A 20230-nucleotide genomic window follows, 5' to 3' on the forward strand; every position below is an offset into this window, starting at 1 on the left:
CGACCACCACCCGCCCCACCACCCGACCGCCCGCCCGACCGGCCGCCCGGGCGGAAGTCCCACCGGCCGCCACGACGCCCCGGGCCCGTTCCCCACCACGGACGGCCGGGCAGAAGAAGCCACCCCGCCCCCTCGGCGGGCGGGTGGACTCTTCCCTCCGCGCCACACGGCCACCGGCCCGCAGAGCGACCCACCCCGGTACCGGCCGAGCAGCAGCCGGTGACCTCCCACCCACCCCCCACCCGAGGAAAACCCCTCCCCCGGCCGTCCAGGCCCCTGGGAGGCGTTCTGGGGCCGGGTGGGGGGTGGGTGGGAGGTCACTCTCCGCGCTCACTTTCATCACCCGCTCCGTGAATCCGGGGGTCCCACGTACGCGTGCACGCGTACGCGCGAGGAAGCCCCCGACCGGCACACAGCGTCACCAACTGACCGGCCACCCGACCGTCAGGCCCGAAGCGTCAGAAACCGTCTGACGGCCCTGACACCCAGACCCCGGGTAAGGCGCGCACGCGCGCGAGAGACCCCCGTCTGACGCGTCTGACACCCCGTCCTGACGCCCCTGACACCCCCGCCTGACACCCACCCTGACGGCCCTGACACCCACCCGCCGACCGATCTGACGGCCCTGACACCCCCGCAGACCCGACCAACCCCGCCGGCCAACCGCGATCTGACACCCCTGACGGCCGCCCTGACACCCCTGACGCCGTCACCCGCCGCGACCGACCCGACCCGCCGCCCACCGAGCCCACCTGTCGCCTGTCACCTGTCACCTGTCGTCTCCACCCCGAAAACGGGCCCCACGGCCCCGAAACACCCTCCTGACCTGCGCCTTACAGGCGACAGACAGGTGACAGGCGACAGGTGACAGACAGGCGACACGACAGGTGAGGCGACAGGCCACACGACAGCCCCAACCGCCCTGGAGGACACCTTGGCCAACCGCCGCGCCCCGGCCGACGCCGGACCCGCTGTGGTCGCCCTACCCGCCCGCTTCCTCACCCCCGAGGACATCGCCGCGATGTTCGGCGTCCCGCTGGAGACCGTCTACCAGTGGCGCCGCAAGCACACCGGCCCGCCCGGATTCCGGGTCGGCCGGCACCTCCGCTACCACCCCGATGCCGTCGCCCACTGGGTGGCGGACCAGAGCCGAGAGGCGGCCTGACCCATGGCCGGACACATCCAAGACCGCTGGTACAAGACCGAGCCCGGCCCCGACGGCAAGCCCCGCCGTGTCCGCACCGACCGCTACGGCACCGGCAAGCGCTACCGGGCCCGCTACGTCGGCCCCGATGGCGCCGAGAAGAGCAAGAGCTTCCCCGATCGCCAGAAGCGTCAGGCGGAGGAGTGGCTGGCCCGGATCGAGGCCGACATGTCGCGCGGCCAGTACCTCGACCCGAAGGCGTCGCGGACGACGTTCCAGCAGTTCGCCGAGCGATGGCTCAAGGCGCAGACCACGGACCCGTCCAGTCAGGTTCTGGTGGAGACCAGGTTGCGGCTGCACGCGTTCCCGCGGATCGGCCGGCGGCCGCTCGACTCGTTCCGGCCGTCCCACATTCAGGAGCTGGTGAAGGGGCTGGAACAGAGCCCGATCTCGGGTGGGTACGCCCGGAACATCTACTCCGACGTGCGGGCGGTCCTGTCGGCCGCAGTCGACGACGGGCTGCTGAGTCGCAACCCGTGCGGCGCCGCGTCGGTTCGTCCTCCGGCTGTCGAGGCCCGCCGCGTCGTGCCCTGGCTCCCGGAGCAGGTGTTCGCGGTACGCGGCGCGCTGCCGGAGCGATACCAGGCGATGGCCGACCTGGGCGCCGGGTGCGGGCTGAGGCAGGGCGAGATCGTCGGCCTGGCGGAGGATGACGCACTCGACTTCGAGACCGGCACCGTACGGGTGCTCCGTCAGGTGAAGCAGATCCGGGGGAAGGCGGTGTTCGCTCCCCCGAAGTGCAACAAGGAGCGCGACGTGCCGCTCCCCCGCTCCGTGGCTGGCGCCGTCCGCGCCCACATGGACTCGTGCAAGCCCGTGCCGATCACGCTCCCGTGGAAGACCCCGGACGGGCCGAAGGTCACCTTTCGCCTCCTGTTCAGCAACACCGCTGCCGGGCCGGTCTGGCGGAGCAACTTCAACCTCCAGGAGTGGAAGCCCGCCATTGCGGCGGCCGGCCTCATCCCGACGCCGTGCCCTGGCGAGCCCTACGCCTCCGCGCGCGAACACGGCATGCACGCCCTGCGGCACTTCTACGCGTCGGTGCTCCTGGACGCCGGGGAGAGCATCCGGGCCGTCAGCGACTACCTTGGCCACGCGGACCCGGCCCTGACGCTCCGGGTCTACGCCCACCTGATGCCGAACAGCCAGGATCGGGCCCGGAAGGCCGTCGACCGGCTGTTCCTGCCGGGCGAACCGACGATCTGACGGCCCAGGGACGGCCCGGCACACGCCGAAGGGCCTCCCGCTAGCGGAATACCCGCTGGTGGGAGGCCCTTCGGCGTCTTGCCGGTCAATGTTCTCCGGGCTTAGGCATGGTTGTTCCAGTGTCGCAGACGCGCGAGGGCCCCGGACGCCGGGCGTCCGGGGCCCTCCCTCGTACGTCTCGTACGCCGGGTCAGCTGCCGACGAAGGCTGCCAGCAGCAGCCAGACCACCGGGGCGGTCGGCAGGAGCGAGTCCAACCGGTCCATGATGCCGCCGTGACCGGGCAGCAGCGTCCCCATGTCCTTGATCCCGAGGTCGCGCTTGATCATCGACTCGCCCAGGTCGCCCAGGGTCGCGGTGACCGCCGCGCAGCCGCCCAGGATCAGGCCCTGCCACCAGCTGCCGCCGTCGATGATCAGCTCCATCAGCAGCGCGCCCGCCAGCATCGACAGGGCGATGCCGCCGGCCAGGCCCTCGCGGGTCTTGCCCGGGCTGATCGTCGGGGCCAGCTTGTTCTTCCCGAACTTGTAGCCCACCGCGTAGGCGCCGGTGTCGCTGCAGATCGTCACGATCAGGAAGAGCACGATCCGCTGGGGGCCGTCGTCGGCCGCCAGCATCATCGCCACGAAGGTGGCCAGGAACGGCACGTAGAAGGCCGTGAACACGCCTGCCGTTATGTCCCGCAGGTAGTCCTCCGGCGGCTCGGCCATCCGCCAGACCATCACCGCCAGCCCGGTCAGCGCGAGCGAGGCGGCGGCCCACTGGATGCCGGACCAGTAGCCGGTGGCGACCATGGCGATGCCGCCCACGACCAGCGGGACCAGCGGCGCCTTGATCTGCTTGCGCTCGGCGAGCCGGCTGGTCAGCTCCCACACGCCGACCGCGACCGCGGCCATCACGACGACCAGGAACAGTGCCTTCACCACGAACAGCGAGGCGACGATCACCACACCGAGACCGACGCCCACGCCTATGGCGGCCTGGAGGTTACGGCCACCGCGCTGCTTGCGCGGCTGCGGCTGCGGGGCGGGCTGGGCGGCCACGGGTGTCTCCTGCCCTGGGTGGGACGACGGCACGAAGTGGGGCTGCCCGGCCGCCAGGTGGTTCGCCGGCGGCGCGGGATGCACCGGTGCCCCCGGGTGCGACGGGGTGCCGTGGCCGGGGGTGGGGCTGGTGTCGCCGGATATCGCGCGGAGCACGACCGTCTCCGTCACGCCCGGCGGCGCCGGCACGGGCTGCTCCTCCCGGAACAGCGGGCCGCCCGATCGGCCGGACTCCCGGGCCTGCCCCTCGGCGGGGCCGGCCGGTCCGCCGACGGCGGGACGTCCGTGGGCCGCGGGCCGTCCGTGGGCGGCCGGCCGACCGGGGTCGGGCGCGCCGGGCAGCACGCCGGGCCCGGCCGGCACGGGAGGCATGACCTGAGTCTCCTCCGCGTCGCCGCCCCAGTACACCGGAGGCTGCTGCGACTGATCCGAACGGAGGCCCGGCACCTCCCGGGTGACGCCCGGCGCGCCCGGGGGCACGGCGTGGCCGCCCGGGTGGCCGGGGTGTCCCTGGGCCGGCACCGACTGCGCGCCGTACCCCGGCGCCGGGTGGGCCGGGGTACGGGCCGCCTGCGGGTGCGGCGCCGGGCGGTAGGGCTGGAACTGCTGGTCGGACGGGCCCCAGTAGCCGGGGGCGTCAGGGGCGTCGTTCATCAGACCTCGAGCAGCTCGGCTTCCTTGTGCTTCAGCAGCTCGTCGACCTGGGCCACGTACTTGGCCGTGAGGTCGTCGAGCTCCTTCTCGGCGCGGCGGCCGTCGTCCTCGCCGACCTCGCCGTCCTTCACCAGCTTGTCGATGGCGTCCTTGGCCTTGCGGCGCACCGAACGGATCGAGACCTTGGCGTCCTCGCCCTTGGTGCGGGCGATCTTGATGAACTCCCGGCGGCGCTCCTCGGTCAGCTCGGGCAGCACCACGCGGATGATCGAGCCGTCGTTGGACGGGTTGACGCCCAGGTCGGAGTCGCGGATCGCCTGCTCGATGGCCTTCAGCGCGGTCTTGTCGAACGGCGAGACGACCGCCATCCGCGGCTCCGGCACCGAGAAGGAGGCCAGCTGGTTGATCGGCGTCACGGCGCCGTAGTACTCCGCGACGATCTTGGCGAACATCGCCGGGTGCGCGCGGCCGGTACGGATGGCCGCGAGGTCGTCCTTGGCGACGCTGACGGCCTTCTCCATCTTCTCCTCGGCCTCGAGGAGGGTCTCTTCGATCACTGTGGTCTCCCTGTCCGGTTCATCTGCTGTTGTCCCGACCGGTGTCGGCGCGGTGGCCGGTCTCGGCACCGGCGCCGTCCCGTACGGCTGGTTGCTGCTCAGGCCCGGACAGAATCCTGGCTGATGAGTGTGCCGATCTTCTCACTCTTCACCGCACGCGCGATATTGCCCTCCGCCAGCAGTTCGAAGACCAGCATCGGAAGGTTGTTGTCCTTGCACAGCGTGATCGCGGTGAGGTCGGCGACCTTGAGGTCGCGCGCGATGACCTCGGAGTACTCCAGCGCGTCGAACTTGACCGCGTCCGGGTTGGTCCGCGGGTCGGAGTCGTAGACGCCGTCCACGCCGTTCTTGCCCATCAGCAGGACGTCGGCGTGGATCTCCAGGGCGCGCTGGACGGCCGTGGTGTCGGTGGAGAAGTACGGCATGCCCATACCGGCGCCGAAGATCACCACGCGGCCCTTCTCCAGGTGCCGGACGGCCCGCAGCGGCAGGTACGGCTCGGCGACCTGGCCCATGGTGATGGCGGTCTGGACCCGGGTCTCGATGCCCTCCTTGACCAGGAAGTCCTGCAGCGCCAGGCAGTTCATGACGGTGCCGAGCATGCCCATGTAGTCGGAGCGGGCCCGGTCCATGCCGCGGACCTGGAGCTCGGCGCCCCGGAAGAAGTTGCCGCCGCCGATGACCACCGCGACCTCGGTACCGGCGCGGACGACGGTGGCGATCTCCCGGGCGATCGCGTGCACGACGTCCGGGTCGACGCCGAGCCCGCCACCACCGGCGAAGGCTTCACCGGACAGCTTGAGCAGCACCCGGCGGCGCGAGCCGGCCTTGGGGTCCTGCGCGGTCTCCTGCGTCTCCTGCATGGACTTCTCCTTTTTGCACCTACTGGTCACAGGCGCGGGTGTGCGGATGCCCCGCCTGCGTGTACACGCGAGGAGGCCACTGCCGCGGGAACCGGTTCGGTGTCCTGCACGGCAATGGCCTCCTCGTCGTTCATGGTGCCGACGCGAGCCCGCCCGTTGGCGGTAGGCGCGGGGTGAGCCCGTTCGGCGTTCCTCCCGCCCCGGTCAGCGGGCGGGGGCGGTTTCCAGCGTAAGGGCGCCGGGAACCAGGGGGAACGTGGCTCAGGCGCCGACGCGGAAGCGGGCGAAGCGCTTGAGGGCGACGCCGTTCTCCTCGAGAACCTTGGCGACGGTCTTCTTGTTGTCCTTCGCGAAGGCCTGCTCCAGGACGGAGTTCTCCTTCACGAAGCCGGTGACGCGGCCCTCGACGATCTTCGGCAGGGCGGCCTCCGGCTTGCCCTCCTCGCGGGCGGTGGCCTCGGCGACGCGGCGCTCGTTCTCGAGCTCCTCGGCCGGGATCTCCTCGCGGGACAGGTACTTCGGCGCGAAGGCGGCGATGTGCTGCGCGACGTCCTTGGCGACCTCGGCGTTCTCCTTGTCCAGCTCGACCAGGACGCCGACGGCCGGCGGCAGGTCGGGGCTGGTCTTGTGCAGGTAGACCGCGACGAAGCCGTCACCGTCGAACTGGGCGAAGCGACGGAAGACGATCTTCTCGCCCAGCGACGCGTTGGCCTCGTCCACGAACTGCTGGACGGTCTTGCCGGCCTCGATCTCGGAAGCCAGGGCGGCGTCCAGGTCAGCCGGGGCCGACTTGGCGACGTGGGCGGCGATCGCGTCGGCGACCTCGACGAACTTCTCGCCCTTGGCGACGAAGTCGGTCTCACAGTTCAGCTCGACCAGGACGCCGGACTTCTTGTCCTCGGCGATCAGCGCGGCGACGGCGCCGTTGGAGGCGTCGCGGCCCTCGCGCTTGGCAACGCCCTTCTGGCCCTTGATGCGCAGGAGCTCGACGGCCTTCTCGACGTTGCCCTCGGCCTCGTCCAGGGCCTTCTTGCAGTCCATCATGCCGGCGCCGGTGAGCTCACGGAGCTTCTTGACGTCCGCGGCGGTGAAGTTCGCCATGGTGTGAATCTCTTCTCGCGTCTCGCGTGTCTGCGTGGAGTGGCGCCAGGACCGGTGGTTCGGTCCCGGCGCGGGAGAGAGGGGCACCCGCCGGCTTCGCGCCGGCGGCTGCCCCTCACCCTTGGTACGTCAGGCCTGCTCGGCCGGCGCCTCGGTGGCGGGGGCCTCGGTGGCGGGCGCCTCGGTGGCGGGGGCCTCGGCGGCGGCAGCCTCGGCGGCGGGGGCCTCCTCAGCCTTCTTCTCGCCCTCGAGGAGGTCCTTCTCCCAGGCGGCCAGCGGCTGGTCGGCACCCGGCTCGGCCTTGGCGTCGCCCTTGGCGACACCGGCGCGGGCCTTCAGGCCCTCGGCCACGGCGTCGGCGATCACACGGGTCAGCAGGGTGACGGAGCGGATCGCGTCGTCGTTGCCCGGGATCTTGTAGTCGACCTCGTCCGGGTCGCAGTTGGTGTCGAGGATGGCGACGACCGGGATGTTGAGCTTCCGGGCCTCGCCGACCGCGATGTGCTCCTTCTTGGTGTCCACGATCCAGACGGCGCTGGGAACGCGCTGCATGTCGCGGATACCGCCGAGGGTCTTCTCCAGCTTGTCGTGCTCACGCTGGAGGACCAGGAGCTCCTTCTTGGTGAGGCCGGAGCCGGCCACGTCCGAGAAGTCCAGCTCGCCGAGCTCCTTCAGGCGCTGGAGGCGCTTGTAGACGGTCGAGAAGTTGGTCAGCATGCCGCCGAGCCAGCGCTGGTTCACGTAGGGCATGCCCACGCGGGTGGCCTGCTCGGCGATGGCCTCCTGGGCCTGCTTCTTCGTGCCGACGAAGAGGACGCTGCCGCCGTGGGCAACGGTCTCCTTGATGAACTCGAAGGCGCGGTCGATGTAGTTCAGCGACTGCAGGAGGTCGATGATGTAGATGCCGTTGCGCTCGGTGATGATGAAGCGCTTCATCTTCGGGTTCCAGCGGCGGGTCTGGTGACCGAAGTGGACGCCGCTCTCCAGCAGCTCCCGCATCGTGACGACGGCCATTGCCGTGCTCCTTGGTGTTACGGCCCGGCGGCGGCGCTGCCTCGCAGCGATCGCCCACAGCCGGGTCAGGCTCGGTTTGTCCGTGGCGGCCAGGTGACAGCCACGCCTGACGCCCCGAACGTGCCGAGCCGCTTCTGCCCTCCCGGTCCGGGGACCGGTCGGGCTCGGCGGACCGAGCGGCACTCGCACCTGGCGGGGCTGCGGACGAACCGCGTCCGACCGCCGGTGGCGGGGCGTGCGAAGTCGACCCGGTGGACCGGGTCGCGTGTGAAGTGTACGGGAAGCGCCGAGGGACGAGCGACTCCGCGCGTGGCCGGGGGCCCGCCGAGGACCTGGGGGGAGCCCGGGGAACGGCCGGGGCGGGCGGGTTCCGGTGGGGCTGCGGCGGGGTCGGGGCGGGGCCTCGGGGCGCAGCCGGGTGTGCGCTCGGAGGTGGACGCGAGCTGGTCGGCCGCCCGTCCGAGGTCCGTCGCCGATGTGCCGTTTGTACACCGGATGGCGGCGTCCGTACACCCGCCGGGGGGATGGCGCTCGGGCACGTGGGCGGTTTGTCCACAGGAATCCGGATGTGGGTGGTGCGGGGGCGGCGGGGTGGTGAGGCTTCCGGCATGACTGGTCGAGGGTGGTTCGTCGGGGTGATCGGGGTGGTTCGGGGCGTGCGAGGGGTGCTGTCCGCGGTGGTGGCGGTGGTGCTCGTCCTCATGCCCGTGCTGTCGGGGACTGCGGATGCCTCGGGGGCCTCAGGGGCCTCAGGGGCTTCCGGAGGTGCCGGCGCGGGCGGTGTTCCGGGCGCGGGCGGCGGGGTCGGACGGGGTGGTGTTGAGCGGGGTGGTGTTGAGCGGGCCTGGCCGATGGGCGGGCCGGGCGGGCTGCTGGGCCGGTTCGAGCCGCCGGCGAAGGTCTGGGCGGCCGGGCACCGGGGGGTGGACCTCGCCGGCGCACCGGGGGCGGAGGTGCGGGCGGCGGCTCCTGGAGTGGTCACGTTCTCCGGGCTGGTGGCCGGGCGGCCGGTGGTGACCGTCTCCCACCCCGGCTCGGGCTCTCCCCCGCTCCGGACCACGTACCTGCCCGTCACCGGCGCTGTCCCGGTCGGCACCCCGGTGGCCGCCGGGCAGGTGATCGGGCTGCTCGCCCCGGACGGACGGCACTGCGCCGGGCGTGACTGCCTGCACTGGGGGCTGCTGCGCGGAAGCCGCTACCTGGACCCACTGGCCCTGTTCGGCGCGGGTACGGCACGGCTGCTGCCGCTGGACGGCGGTGGCGGGTAGGGCGCCCCGTCGCGCGCCAGTCGGCGGCGGGCCAGGCCTGGGCCGGGCCGGGGCCGGGGCCGGGCCGGGGCCGGGTCGGGGCCCGGCTCAGGGACGGACGAGCCCGTGCAGCACCATCGCGACGGCGGCGTCGGCGATCTCCTCGGGACTCTCGGCCGCACAGCCGCCGCGCCCCCCGGCCGCGGCCTGCTCGGCCCTGCGGGTCGCCGCCTCCACGACGCCCTGGACCAGGGCTGCGGCGAGCCGGGGCTGCTCGTGGCCGAGGTCCTCCAGCGTCCGGCCGACCAGACCGGCCAGCCTGCCGTGCGCTGCCCTGATCCGCTCACGCCCGGCCTCGTCGAGCTCCAGCGCCGAGATCGCCACCACCGCGCGGTGCCGGGGGTCGGCGGCCAGCGCCAGCTGGCCTCGGACGTAGGCCTCGATCCGCTCGACGGCGGTGTCGCAGCTCTCCATCCCGGCCTCGATCTCGGCCGCCCAGAGCGGGAGGTCCACCTCGCAGAGCGCCTCGACCACGGCGGCGCGGGAGCGGAAGTACTCGTAGACCGAGGAGCGTGCCAGCCCGGTGCACGCCGCGAGCGCGGGGAAGGTCAGGGCCTCCATGCCACCCTCGGTGAGCAGGGTGCGGGCAGCATCGAGGAGGGCTGCACGCTGGAGCTGGCGATGCTCGGCCACCGTGGCCGCTCGGATCTTCGGCACGCTCCCACTGTACGGAGCCCTACCTCCGGCCGGTACGGCGCCGCGCATCGCGAGGAGGCGCGGGCCCGACGGCCGGTCACTTCCGGCCCGGGTTGCGGCGCCCGACTGCCGACGCCCTACCGGATGTCCGACAGCTTGGCGCGCAGCTGGAGGACGGACTTGGTGTGGATCTGGCTCACCCGGCTCTCCGTCACCCCCAGCACCTGTCCGATCTCGGCGAGGGTGAGTCCCTCGTAGTAGTAGAGCGTCACCACCGTCTTCTCCCGCTCGGGGAGTGTGTTGACCGCCTGGGCCAGCAGCCTGCGCAGCTCTCGGTCCTCGGCCACCTCGACCGGGTTGTCCGCGCCGTGGTCCTCCAGGGTGTCCATCAGGCTCAGCCGGTCGCCGCCCTCCCCCACCGGGTGGAGCAGTTCGTCCAGCGCCACCACGTTGGCCAGCGACAGCTGGCTGAAGATGGCGTGCAGGTCCTCGACCGCGATGCCCATCTCGGCCGCGACCTCGGGCTCGTGCGGCGTCCGGCGCAGCCGGGCCTCCAGCGTCGCATACGTCCGCTCGACCGCCTTCGCCTTCTGCCGCACCGAGCGCGGGATCCAGTCCAGGGCACGCAGCTCGTCGATGATCGCGCCGCGGATGCGGCTGATCGCGTAGGTCTCGAACTTGATGGCGCGGTCGATGTCGAACTTCTCGATCGCGTCGATCAGCCCGAAGACTCCGGAGGAGACGAAGTCCGCCTGTTCGACGTTGGAGGGCAGACCGACCCCGACCCGGCCCGCCACGTACTTGACGAGCGGTGAGTAGTGCAGGATCAGCTGCTCGCGCAGCCGCTGGTCCCCGGTCTCCTTGTAGGAGCGCCAGAGCGCTTCGAGCGCGGTGCGGCCCTGGGCCGCGGCCTCCCGGGCGTCCTGCCCCTGATCCCCGTCCGCCGCCCTCTCCCGGCGGGGCGGGGACACCGGCGAGGCGAACGGCCGGGAGGCGGCGCCCCGGGCCGGCGCACTGCCGGGTGGCCGGGGCGCACCGGCCACGACCGCGCCGGGGGACGCGCTGGAAGGTGCACCGGCGGGTGCACCGACGGGGCCGGCCGCGTCAGCGCCCTGGGCCGGCTCTGTGCACCGGGCCGCGTCCGCAGGCTGGGGCACCACCGTCGGCTGGCCACCCTGGCGCGACAGGCCCCCCATCGTCCCCGCCGACTTGGCCGGGAAGTCGGGCGCGGGGCGCCGGTCGGCCCGCGGCCCTCCCGAGGACCGAGCGCCGCCGGTCACTCTGTGTCCGGGAATGTGTGTGGGCATGCGTTGGTCTGCGCCGTTCTGCCGAGTCATGTGCTGATAGGGAAGGCATGTGGAGCGTAGCGTGACCGACTCGCTGCAAAGCGCTACCGCCACCCGGTCGTCCCCCGATCCGGTGGCGTTCGCACACAAGACCGGCAATCGAACAGGGGAACCGAATCGGCGGGCGGCCAGGCGGTTCCGACGTGCTCTCCCTCGGCGCGTATGCGTTCTCCGTCCCGACGCTCACCTCCTCCGCACCACGCGCCAGTGCGCGCCGTGCCGCTCCACATAGCCGAGTGATCCCAACTCGTAGAGCCGTTGCAGGACTTCGTCCGGCGGGAGCCCTGACTGCCGGGCCAGTCGCTCGACCGGTGCGCCCTCCGCCGTCGCCGGTACGGCCTCCAGCACCCGGGCTACCGCCGGTTCCAGCAGGTCGCGCGGGAGCACCGGGCCGCTGCGCGGCGGCGCCAGGTCGTCCCCGATCGCCCCGATCAGCTCGGTGATCTCGGCCGCGTCGGTGACCAGGGTGGCACCTCCGCTGCGGATCAGGGCGTGCACCCCGGCGGAGAGCTCCGAGGTGACCGGGCCTGCGACGCCCATGGTGTGGCGGTTGAGGTCCCGCGCCCGTCTGGCCGTGCTCAGGGCGCCGCTGCGCACCGCCGCCTCGACCACCACCGTTCCCCGGGTAAGCGCCGCGATGACCCGGTTGCGGAGGACGAAGCGAAAGCGGTTCGGGTGCTCCCCGGGCGGGAGTTCGCTGACCAGCAGACCCTGGACGCCGATCCGTCGGATCAGTTCGGCGTTGCCCTTGGGGTAGGCCACGTCGACGCCGCAGGCGAGCACGGCTGCGGTCATCCCGCCGACCGCGAGTGCCCCGCGGTGCGCGGCCGCGTCGATCCCGTAGGCGGCTCCGGAGATCACCACCCAGCCGCGCTCGGCCAGTTGGGCCGACAGTTCCCCCGCGACATGGGCGCCGTAGGCCGTGCAGGCGCGGGAGCCCACCATCGCGACCGAGCGGAGCGCGAGCAGCCGCAGGGAGCCGGTGCCCGTCACCCAGAGCCCGATCGGACGCCCGTCACCGAGGTCGTCGAGTTGGCTGGGCCATTCCGTGTCCCCCGGAATGATGAACCGTCCACCGACGTCCCGTACCCGTTTCAGGTCCGTCTGCGGGTCCAGCCCCGGGAGCCTCGCCTGGTACCCGGCCAGTCGGGTGGAGTCCAGTCCGGGGTGGTCGGGCACCGTTCCGTCCCGGATCGCCTTGACCACGTCGACGGCGGGGAGTTGGCCGAGCCACCGGCCGACCACCGCGTCTCCCGGTTCGCTGAGCCGGCCGAGCATCACCCGGGCGAGACGCTCGGGATTGGGCTCGGCGGTGGTTGCGGCACCGGCCCCGGCCTCGGCCGCTCCGGGAATCCGAGGTTGCCTCACCAGCCGGTTCATGCGTCACCCTCCTGGTTTTGCGGATGTCCGTCAGGCGCCTCGGGCTTCCCGGTCCAACCGTCTTCCGGGCTGCCGCGCTGCGCCGGGATTCCGCCGAGCCGGCCGAAAACCCGCTCGGTCAGGAGCAGTCCGTGCTTCTCGCCGGTGCGCAGGACCAGGGCGGTGCGCACGTCCCGCTGGTCCGGCCGGTCGCGTCCGGCGAGGTCGGCGACCGTCCAGGCGACCCGGAGCACCCGGTCCAGGCCCCGGGCGGTCAGCAGCCCCCGCTCCAACTGCCGCGCGACGTCGTTGAGCGCGCCGGCCGCGAGCTGCCAGCGAGTGCGCAATTCGTGACCCGGCACCTCCGCGTTGGTCCGCCACGGGGTGTCCGCCAGCCGGGCCGCCGCCCGCTCCCGCGCGGCCAGCACCCGGGCCGCGACGGTCTCGGTGGTCTCCGCCGTGGTGTCCCGCTCCATGAGCTCGACCCTGGTCACCGGGGCCACCTGGACCTGGAGGTCGACCCGGTCCAGCAGTGGCCCGGAGAGCCGCCCCTGGTAGCGGCTGACCATGGCCGGGGTGCACTCGCAGCCCTCGCCCCGCCGCGAGTGCCGGCCGCACGGACAGGGGTTGGCCGCCAGGCAGAGCAGGAAGCGGGCGGGGAGCCGCATCGATCCGGCCGAGCGGGCGATCACCACCTCGCCCGACTCCAACGGCTGGCGCAGGGCGTCGAGCACCCGGACCGGGAATTCCGGTGCCTCGTCCAGGAAGAGCACGCCCCGGTGGGCCAGCGAGACCGCCCCCGGTCTCGGCAGACCGCTGCCGCCGCCGACGATCGCGGGCATCGTCGTGGAGTGGTGCGGGGCGCAGTAGGGGGCGGTGTCGATCAGTGGACGCCCGGCCGGGAGCAGTCCCGCCACCGAGTGGACGGCGGTGACCTCCAGTGCCTCCTTCTGAGTCAGCGGCGGGAGCAGCGCAGGCAACCGCTCCGCCAGCATCGTCTTGCCCGCACCCGGCGGGCCCTTCAGATAGATGTGGTGTCCTCCGGCCGCGGCGATCTCCAGGGCCCGCCGGGCCTCGTACTGGCCGGCCACGTCCGCCATGTCGAGCCGGGCCGCCTTGTCGTCGGGCAGGCCCCGCACGCCCGCGCAGGGCAGCACCAGGCCGGCCATCAGCGGATCCGGCCGACCGCCGATCGGCTCCGGCGGCTCCTCCGGTGCCGCCGCCCCGGTCAGGATGGCGACGAGCTGGCGCAGGCTGCGGACGCCGATCACCGTCACCCCGGGGACGAGCGAGGCCTCGGGCGCGGTCTGCTCGGCGACCACAACCCGCTCGTACCCGGCGTCCGCGGCGGCCAGCACCGACGGCAGCACCCCTCTGACCGGCCGCACCCGGCCGTCCAGCCCCAGCTCGCCGATGATCAGCAGGTCGGCGATGGCGGAGGGGTCGAGCCGTTCGGCGGCGGCCAGCACGGCGCAGGCCACCGCGAGGTCGAAACCGCTGCCGCTCTTGGGCACCGAGGCGGGGCTGAGGCCGACCGTCAGTTTGCGCTGCGGCCAGGCCTCGCCGCTGTTCACGACCGCGGCACGGACCCGGTCGCGGGCTTCGGTGAGCGCCTTGTCGGGCAGGCCGACCAGGGTGAACGCGGCCACCCCGGGCTCCAGATCGGCCTGGACCTCGACGATCACTCCGTCGACACCGACCAGCGCGACGGAACAGGTGCGGGCGAAGGCCATCTCAGACCACCCCCCGCAGGTGGTCGACCAGGGCTGCACCCCGCGCCCGGTTGACCACTGCGACCAGGTCGATCCGCACCCCGCCCGGCGGGGCGGGCGGCCATTGCGGATCGGTGGGCCCCGGGTCGTAGTCAGGGCCGGCCAGTTGGGCGAAGTGACCGGGCCAGCGCTCGGCCATCCAGCGCTCGGCCAGGCGTTGCAGCCGGGCGGCCTTGGTCCGGTCGATGGCCTCGGTGGGCTGCTGGAAACCCCGCTCGGAGCGGGTCTTCACCTCGCAGACCGCCACGGTGTCGCCGTCAAGGGCGACGATGTCCAGCTCGCCCTCGACGCAGCGCCAGTTGCGGTCCAGGATGCGGAGCCCGGCCTCCGCGAGGCGGCGGGCGGCGACCCGCTCCCCGTAGCGGCCGAGTCCGTTCTTGGTGCTGCGGTCCGCGATCGCCCGCGGGGCGCTCCCGGCTGCGGCCGTGTCCGGTACGGCCTGGTCCTGTACGACGGTGTGCTGCATGGTGACCACCTCCGCCGAGGAGGCTGCACCAATGCGCACGATGAGGCCCGGGAATTCGCGTTCCCTGTGGATAACCCGGGCCTGTGGGCAACTTTTGTCACCCGCAGGGGTGAGAAGCCCCGCTCCCGCGAAATTCGGCTGGACAACGCGGGACGGAGTCGTCCAACGTCAGTTCCCGAAGCCGGACTCGTCCGAGGGCAGCTCCAGATCGCTCTTCGCGAGTTCCTCGATGTTCACGTCCTTGAAGGTCAGCACCCGGACCTTGCGGACGAACCGGGCCGGCCGGTACATGTCCCAGACCCACGCATCCGCCATCGACACCTCGAAGAACACCTCGCCCTGGACCGAGTGCACCTGCAACTCGTAGTCGTTGGTGAGGTAGAACCGTCGCTCGGTCTCGATCACGTACTTGAACAGGCCGACGACGTCCCGGTACTCCCGGTAGAGCTTGAGCTCCATCTCGGTCTCGTACTTCTCGAGATCTTCGGCACTCATCCAGGCGTCCCCTCAACTTGTCACGTCCACCCATTGTGGACCACCGCACCCACGGTCAGAGCCGTACCGGATCCACCGGCGGGCCCTCGGCCAGCAGCCGCTCCAGGAAGTCCGCCAGACCGACCGGATAGACCGTCTCGGCGGTCCCCCTCAGTTCCTCGACCGTCCACCAGTGCGCCGCGAGCAGCTGGGCGTGCTCGTCCGCGCCCATGCCCGAGTGTTCCAGCCCCGTCTCCGTGGTCCGGGCCAGGTGGAACCACTGCTCCTGCTCGTAGCGCTGTCCCTGAAAGGAGAACGACACCGTGCCGTACGCCACCAAGGGCCCCAGGTCCACACCTCGCAGGCCGGTCTCCTCGGCGAGCTCCCGCTCGGCGGCCTCGCGCACGTCCTCCCCCGCCTCCAAGCCGCCCCCGGGCGTGAACCACCACGTCTTCCCCGGGGTGGCCGGATCGGCCCCCAGGAAGAGGAGGATGCGGTCCAGCCCGTCCAGCAGCAGGATCCGCGCCGCCCTGCGACGCTGTGCTGTCATGGCAGCGCTCCACGCTCCTTCCGTTCGCATCGGTGGCGCTACCGATCCTGCCACCCGACGCGGCCGTCCGGGGCGATGTTCGGCAGAGCGGACCGCCGGGCGACGGTCCCGCTCAGGAGCTGCGTCCCCGGAGCCGGCGTGCCAGGCCCGCCGCCCCTCCCACCGCCGACGTCACAAGGATCAGCGCCGCGCCCGCAACGGAGGCGTAGGCGAAGGGCCTCAGCGGTCCCGGCTGCGAGGCCCTCGGGCCCGCGAAGCCGTCGAAGTCCGTGACCCGGTCGAGCAGGCCCATCCGACCGAAGGGCAGCACGGTGGCCTCGACCCTGGCCTCGACGGTGTCGGCCGGAACGGTCCCGCCGTCGACCTCCAGGTGGGTGCGGGAGTCGAGCGAGCCCACCCGGTTGTCGCCGAGCAGGAACAGCCGCCCCTGCGGCACCGTCGCGCTGAACGAACCGCCCTGGCGGCCCTGGGTCGCGAGGTAGGGCTCGTCCACCGGCTGCCCGTTGACCGTCAGCCGGTGCTCGGCCCCGGTGGTGGCGACGGTGTCCCCGCCGACCGCGACCACCCGCTTGACCATGAGCTCGCCGCCCCAGGCCTGGTCCCGGAAGACCACCACGTCACCCCGCCCGATGTCGCCGCCCCCGACCTTGCGGGCGAGCACGGTGTCCCCGGCGCGCAACGTCGGGTGCATCGAGGCGGTGGGGATCTTGTACGGCCGGTAGTCGACCGCGATCAGGGCGAAGCCTCCGACCATCAGCACCAGCCCGAGCGCCAGCGCGACGCCTTGCAGCACCGCGGCGGGCCGCCGGCGCACGCGGGCGGGCGCGGTCGGGCCGCCGGCCGTCTGCTCCACGACACTGCTCATCGACACCGTCCACCTCTGGCCGACCGGAGAACACCACTGGCACGCCGGGGGCGCGGGCGGAAAAGCCGGCGGGCCGTGGCACGTCCGAGCAGATTACTCGTCGGTACCACGGCCCGCGCAAGAGCCGGGGCCAACCCGGTGGAACACGATCCGGTGGACGTCAGGACTCCTTGCGGTGCTCCACCCGACTCCGCACCCGACGCACCAGGGGGAGCATGGCCACGGCCCCCACCGCACCGGCCACGGGGGGCGCCATCGGCGCGGCCACCGCCAGGCCCGCCTGGTCGAAGGTGTCCGGCACCGGCAGCGTCGACCAGTGGCTGACCGGCCAGGCCACCACGAAGGCGCGCCCGATCACGTTGTCCACCGGGACGGTGCCGCCGCCCGGCTGGTCCATGTGGAAGCGGGAGTCCAGCGAGTTGGCGCGGTGGTCACCCATCACCCAGATGCGGTCCTTGGGCACCTCGACCGGTCCGAAGGGGTGGCCGCCGCAGGGGGTGTTGCCCTGGTAGACGTACGGCTCGTCGAGCGCGACGCCGTTGACCTTGACCGGCCCTTCGCCCTCGCACTCGACGGTGTCCCCGCCGACCGCGATGACCCGCTTGATCAGGTCCTTCTCGTTGGCGGAGGGCATCAGCCCGACGAAGCTGAGCACGTCCTGCACACCGCGGAGGAAGGAATTGCTGCTCTGCGGGGTCGGCTCGTCGTTCAGCCAGCCGCCCGGGTCGTGGAACACCACGACCTCACCGCGCTCGGGCTCGGCCCCGAACCACGGGGTCAGCTTGTCCACCAGGACGCGGTCGCCGACCTGCAGCGTGTTCTGCATCGATTCCGACGGAATGGAGAACGCCTGGACGAAGAAGGTCTTGATCACCAGCGCGAGGATCAGCGCGATGCCGATCAGGATCGGCAGTTCCTTCCAGAACGAACGCTGCTTGTGCGGCTCGGACGGAGCCTCCGACTCCGACCCGGCCGCGGGCTCGGCCTCCGCGTGCGGGGAGTCCTCGGAGTCCTCCGACCTGCCGCCCTGCCCGTCGGCGGTCTGCGCCGCCGCGTCCTCGGCCGAGGCCGGGGAGGTCGCGGACTCGGCGGACCGGGCCGCCCGACGGCCCGGGCCCTCGGGCTCTCCGGCGCCTGAGCGGGCGCCGATCACCAAATCCCCCACAACGTCTCCTCCCTGCTGTGCGGACGCCCGCGCGCCCGCGCTCAGAGTGCCGCACAGCGGGCACCATGCTCACCACGACCATGAACGCCTCAGGGCTGCCCACCGCGGACTCCCCCGACACCGGCACGGCCTCGGCCCGCGGCCGGGACCACTCCCGGCCGCACCTGCACTTCTCTATCACTCCCAGGCATCCGGCTCGCGGTCCCACACGCGAGGCCCGTCCGGTCGGCGGCCGGAACGGCTCACTCCGGAGGCCGTCCGGACCGGCGAACGACGAGCGGAAGGACGCCCAACACACCCATAACGAGCGGAGGTTCCACAGGAACCGGCCCAACGCCCACCGGTTCCGCGGCACTTCCGCCGGCCTGCGGCATCCGGACGAGAGAGGAGAGTGAACTCGGCGCATCGAGTTGATGGAAGCGGTCCAGCGGCCAGGCGATCACGAATGCGCGACCGACCACGTCGCTCAGCGGGATCGTCCCCTGTCCCGGATTGCCCATGTGGAAACGGGAGTCGGCGGAGACGTCCCGGTGGTCGCCCATGACCCACAGCCGCCCCTTCGGCACCTGGACCTTGAAGGTCTGCCGGGACGGCGGGTTGCCGGGCGCGAGGTAGGACTCCTCCACCGGACGACCGTTGACGCTGAGGCGCCCCTGCTCGTCACAGCACTCGACGGTGTCCCCGCCGACGCCGATCACCCGCTTGATCAGGTCCTGCTCGTTCTCGGAGGGCAGCAGTCCGACGAAGGTCAGCACCTGCTTGGCCGCACCCAGCACGGGGCCGTCCCCGGACGGCTTGCGGTCGCGCTCCAGCCAGCCGCCCGGGTCCTTGAACACCACGATGTCGCCGCGCTGCGGCTCACTGCCGAACCAGGGGGTCAGCTTGTCCACCAGTACCCGGTCCCCGATCAGGATGGTCTGCTCCATCGAGCCCGAGGGGATCACGAACACCTGGACCAGGAAGGTCTTCATCACCAGCGCCACCAGAAGGGCCACCAGGACGATCAGCGGCAGCTCGCGCACCAGCGAACGCTTGCGCCGACGGGCCGCCTTGCGGGCACTGCGACGGCGCTCGGCACGGCCCCGCCCCGGCGGAGCCCCGGCGGGCCCGCGGCCTGCCGCACCGTCCTCTCCCGGTCCTCCGGTCACCGCTCCCCCGGCGGCCGGGCGGGCGGCGAGCCGCCCCCTACCTCTGGTCCCCATGACCACCCGTCCCCGCAGTCGTGGCGAAGGCCGCGGGCCGGTCCAGGCTGGTCCAGCGCGCGAACGGGTAGACCACCCAGTCCGCCCGGCCGATCACCTTCTCCTCGGGCACGAAGCCGCCACCGGGCTCGCCGAGGTGGTCGCGGGAGTCCCGGGAGGCGCTGCGGTGGTCGCCCATCACCCAGAGCTCACCGGCCGGCACGACGACGTCGAAGGCCACGCTCGACGGGTCGTCGCCCGGGAACAGGTAGGAGGTCTCGTCGATCGGCACGCCGTTGACGGTGATCGGCGCGCCCGGGCCGGTGCTGGTCACCCGGTCCCCGCCGACGCCGATCACCCGCTTGACGTAGACGGTGTCCCCGGCCGGGGCCAGGCCGAGGTCCTGGGCGAACGAGCGCAGGCCGTCCCAGAAGCCCGACGGCTTCGCCGACTCGCGCAGGAAGGAGCCCGTCCCCTCGAAGACCACGACGTCGCCCCGCTGGGGGTGGCCGCCGAAGGCGTAGGCGAGCTGGTTCGCGACCAGCCGGTCGCCCGGGCGCAGGGTCTCCTCCATCGATCCGGAGGGCACCGAGAACGGACGCGCGACGAAGGCGTTCACCAGCAGCAGGGCCGTCAGGCAGATCCCGACCAGGAGCAGCAGGTCCCGCGATCGCGAGTGCCCGGGCTCCTCGTCCTGGTCCGAGCCGTCGTCGCCGGAACCGCCGCCGCGCTCCGAACCCTCGGCCGGCTCCGGCCCTTCGGCCCGCTCCAGAACCTCGGCCCGCTCCAGGCCCTCGGCACCATCCGCTGCCGCACCACCGGCGGCCTCACCGGAAACGACCGCGGACCGCGACAGCGAGTCCGCACCGGTGGGTGCGTGACTGCCGTCGCGGTCCGCGGGTGGTTCGTGCGTGCTCATCGGGGGGTGAGCTTACCTTGCGGCCGTTCGGCCCCCTCGGAGCGTTCCGATCCCCCGGCGAGGCCGGGGGCCGGTGGATCAGCGGTCGCGCTTCTCCTTGATCTTCGCGGCCTTGCCGCGGAGGTCACGCAGGTAGTACAGCTTGGCACGGCGAACCGCACCGCGGGTCACGACCTCGATCTTCTCGACGACCGGGGTGTGCACCGGGAAGGTGCGCTCCACGCCGACGTTGAAGCTGACCTTGCGAACGGTGAAGGTCTCACCGATGCCGGCGCCGTGGCGGCGGATGACGACGCCCTGGAAGACCTGGACACGGGAGCGGTTGCCCTCGATGACCCGGACGTGCACCTTCAGGGTGTCACCGGCGCGGAAGGCCGGGATGTCGCTACGCAGCGAGGCCGCGTCGACAGCAGCGAGCTTGTTGCTCATGTTGCTCTCCATCGCAGGCGCCACGGGCCGCCCACGGAAAATCGTCACAATGGGGTCTGCTGCGGGCCGCATCGGCTGACGACGATCCCCCCGTGGCGGGGGCGCCGGTCCACGTGCCCC

Annotated in this window: 20 protein-coding genes; 3 read left to right on the forward strand and 17 right to left on the reverse strand. The window is 72.5% G+C overall.

The genetic code is table 11. The features are described 5' to 3' along the window. Positions 1-934: 934 nt before the first annotated feature. Both AB0O11_RS26220 and AB0O11_RS26225 read left to right on the forward strand, forming a co-directional pair. Complete coding sequence (locus tag AB0O11_RS26220) at positions 935-1165, forward strand: helix-turn-helix domain-containing protein (RefSeq protein WP_363391712.1); 231 nt, start codon at positions 935-937, stop codon at positions 1163-1165. Positions 1166-1168: 3 nt separating this feature from the next. Continuing rightward, positions 1169-2410 (forward strand): site-specific integrase, encoded by a 1242-nt coding sequence (locus tag AB0O11_RS26225; RefSeq protein ID WP_363391715.1) that lies wholly within the window; start codon positions 1169-1171, stop codon positions 2408-2410. A gap of 190 nt (positions 2411-2600) precedes the next feature. On the opposite strand, the gene AB0O11_RS26230 is transcribed toward AB0O11_RS26225, so the two are convergent. The 5 genes from AB0O11_RS26230 to rpsB all read right to left on the reverse strand — a co-directional run bounded on the left by AB0O11_RS26230 (position 2601) and on the right by rpsB (position 7641). After that, positions 2601-3662: a phosphatidate cytidylyltransferase gene (locus AB0O11_RS26230; RefSeq protein ID WP_363391817.1), complete on the reverse strand. Its 1062-nt coding sequence runs from the start codon at positions 3660-3662 to the stop codon at positions 2601-2603. Positions 3663-4105: 443 nt separating this feature from the next. Then, positions 4106-4663, reverse strand: coding sequence for a ribosome recycling factor (gene frr, locus AB0O11_RS26235; RefSeq protein ID WP_224283672.1), 558 nt, complete (start codon positions 4661-4663; stop codon positions 4106-4108). Positions 4664-4761: 98 nt separating this feature from the next. Next, positions 4762-5526 (reverse strand): UMP kinase, encoded by a 765-nt coding sequence (pyrH, locus tag AB0O11_RS26240; protein WP_030056790.1) that lies wholly within the window; start codon positions 5524-5526, stop codon positions 4762-4764. A 261-nt stretch (positions 5527-5787) separates the two neighbouring features. Further along, positions 5788-6627 carry a translation elongation factor Ts gene (gene tsf / locus AB0O11_RS26245; protein WP_224283674.1) on the reverse strand — a complete coding sequence of 280 codons (840 nt, stop codon included), beginning with the start codon at positions 6625-6627 and terminating at the stop codon, positions 5788-5790. Positions 6628-6756: 129 nt separating this feature from the next. After that, on the reverse strand, positions 6757-7641 hold the full coding sequence (gene rpsB, locus AB0O11_RS26250) for a 30S ribosomal protein S2 (RefSeq protein WP_363391718.1): 885 nt from the start codon (positions 7639-7641) through the stop codon (positions 6757-6759). 851 nt (positions 7642-8492) lie between these two features. Between rpsB and AB0O11_RS26255 the strand changes: the two genes are divergently transcribed. Beyond that, the gene (locus AB0O11_RS26255) at positions 8493-8909 is read left to right on the forward strand and encodes a M23 family metallopeptidase (protein ID WP_363391721.1); all 417 of its coding nucleotides are present in this window, start codon (positions 8493-8495) and stop codon (positions 8907-8909) included. An 87-nt stretch (positions 8910-8996) separates the two neighbouring features. On the opposite strand, the gene AB0O11_RS26260 is transcribed toward AB0O11_RS26255, so the two are convergent. From AB0O11_RS26260 to rplS, 12 genes are all read right to left on the reverse strand, one after another. Then, a complete protein-coding gene (locus AB0O11_RS26260; protein WP_363391819.1) occupies positions 8997-9581 on the reverse strand; it encodes a helix-turn-helix domain-containing protein in 585 nt (194 codons plus the stop codon). A gap of 140 nt (positions 9582-9721) precedes the next feature. Further along, positions 9722-10555: an RNA polymerase sigma factor WhiG gene (whiG, locus tag AB0O11_RS26265; RefSeq protein WP_363391724.1), complete on the reverse strand. Its 834-nt coding sequence runs from the start codon at positions 10553-10555 to the stop codon at positions 9722-9724. A 558-nt stretch (positions 10556-11113) separates the two neighbouring features. Then, a complete protein-coding gene (dprA, locus tag AB0O11_RS26270; RefSeq protein WP_363391821.1) occupies positions 11114-12208 on the reverse strand; it encodes a DNA-processing protein DprA in 1095 nt (364 codons plus the stop codon). 98 nt (positions 12209-12306) lie between these two features. Further along, on the reverse strand, positions 12307-14022 hold the full coding sequence (locus AB0O11_RS26275) for a YifB family Mg chelatase-like AAA ATPase (protein ID WP_363391727.1): 1716 nt from the start codon (positions 14020-14022) through the stop codon (positions 12307-12309). Between the two features lies 1 nt (position 14023). Then, positions 14024-14527 (reverse strand): YraN family protein, encoded by a 504-nt coding sequence (locus tag AB0O11_RS26280; RefSeq protein ID WP_363391730.1) that lies wholly within the window; start codon positions 14525-14527, stop codon positions 14024-14026. A 168-nt stretch (positions 14528-14695) separates the two neighbouring features. Further along, positions 14696-15022, reverse strand: a complete 327-nt coding sequence (locus AB0O11_RS26285) for a DUF2469 domain-containing protein (protein ID WP_030056781.1) — start codon at positions 15020-15022, stop codon at positions 14696-14698. 55 nt (positions 15023-15077) lie between these two features. Further along, on the reverse strand, positions 15078-15551 hold the full coding sequence (locus AB0O11_RS26290) for an NUDIX domain-containing protein (protein ID WP_363391733.1): 474 nt from the start codon (positions 15549-15551) through the stop codon (positions 15078-15080). Between the two features lie 112 nt (positions 15552-15663). Beyond that, entirely contained in the window at positions 15664-16416 is a 753-nt protein-coding gene (gene lepB / locus AB0O11_RS26295; RefSeq protein WP_363391736.1) for a signal peptidase I, read from the reverse strand. A 160-nt stretch (positions 16417-16576) separates the two neighbouring features. Next, entirely contained in the window at positions 16577-17581 is a 1005-nt protein-coding gene (gene lepB / locus AB0O11_RS26300; RefSeq protein WP_363391739.1) for a signal peptidase I, read from the reverse strand. A 242-nt stretch (positions 17582-17823) separates the two neighbouring features. Further along, complete coding sequence (gene lepB / locus AB0O11_RS26305) at positions 17824-18729, reverse strand: signal peptidase I (protein WP_363391822.1); 906 nt, start codon at positions 18727-18729, stop codon at positions 17824-17826. Between the two features lie 37 nt (positions 18730-18766). Beyond that, on the reverse strand, positions 18767-19681 hold the full coding sequence (gene lepB / locus AB0O11_RS26310; RefSeq protein WP_363391742.1) for a signal peptidase I: 915 nt from the start codon (positions 19679-19681) through the stop codon (positions 18767-18769). 78 nt (positions 19682-19759) lie between these two features. After that, positions 19760-20110: a 50S ribosomal protein L19 gene (gene rplS / locus AB0O11_RS26315; protein ID WP_030306736.1), complete on the reverse strand. Its 351-nt coding sequence runs from the start codon at positions 20108-20110 to the stop codon at positions 19760-19762. Between the last annotated feature and the right edge of the window lie 120 nt (positions 20111-20230).

The organism is Kitasatospora sp. NPDC093102 (assembly GCF_040683915.1).
GTDB lineage: Bacteria > Actinomycetota > Actinomycetes > Streptomycetales > Streptomycetaceae > Kitasatospora.

What these genes read in the sequence shown, in the direction of transcription:
- AB0O11_RS26225 (WP_363391715.1), top strand. Translation starts at nt 1,169, where the DNA reads ATGGCCGGACACATCCAAGACCGCTGGTACAAGACCGAGCCCGGCCCC.
- pyrH (WP_030056790.1), bottom strand. Translation starts at nt 5,526, where the DNA reads ATGCAGGAGACGCAGGAGACCGCGCAGGACCCCAAGGCCGGCTCGCGC.
- tsf (WP_224283674.1), bottom strand. Translation starts at nt 6,627, where the DNA reads ATGGCGAACTTCACCGCCGCGGACGTCAAGAAGCTCCGTGAGCTCACC.
- rpsB (WP_363391718.1), bottom strand. Translation starts at nt 7,641, where the DNA reads ATGGCCGTCGTCACGATGCGGGAGCTGCTGGAGAGCGGCGTCCACTTC.
- AB0O11_RS26255 (WP_363391721.1), top strand. Translation starts at nt 8,493, where the DNA reads ATGGGCGGGCCGGGCGGGCTGCTGGGCCGGTTCGAGCCGCCGGCGAAG.
- dprA (WP_363391821.1), bottom strand. Translation starts at nt 12,208, where the DNA reads ATGCTCGGCCGGCTCAGCGAACCGGGAGACGCGGTGGTCGGCCGGTGG.
- AB0O11_RS26275 (WP_363391727.1), bottom strand. Translation starts at nt 14,022, where the DNA reads ATGGCCTTCGCCCGCACCTGTTCCGTCGCGCTGGTCGGTGTCGACGGA.
- AB0O11_RS26280 (WP_363391730.1), bottom strand. Translation starts at nt 14,527, where the DNA reads ATGCAGCACACCGTCGTACAGGACCAGGCCGTACCGGACACGGCCGCA.
- AB0O11_RS26285 (WP_030056781.1), bottom strand. Translation starts at nt 15,022, where the DNA reads ATGAGTGCCGAAGATCTCGAGAAGTACGAGACCGAGATGGAGCTCAAG.
- AB0O11_RS26290 (WP_363391733.1), bottom strand. Translation starts at nt 15,551, where the DNA reads ATGACAGCACAGCGTCGCAGGGCGGCGCGGATCCTGCTGCTGGACGGG.
- lepB (WP_363391736.1), bottom strand. Translation starts at nt 16,416, where the DNA reads ATGAGCAGTGTCGTGGAGCAGACGGCCGGCGGCCCGACCGCGCCCGCC.
- lepB (WP_363391742.1), bottom strand. Translation starts at nt 19,681, where the DNA reads ATGAGCACGCACGAACCACCCGCGGACCGCGACGGCAGTCACGCACCC.
- rplS (WP_030306736.1), bottom strand. Translation starts at nt 20,110, where the DNA reads ATGAGCAACAAGCTCGCTGCTGTCGACGCGGCCTCGCTGCGTAGCGAC.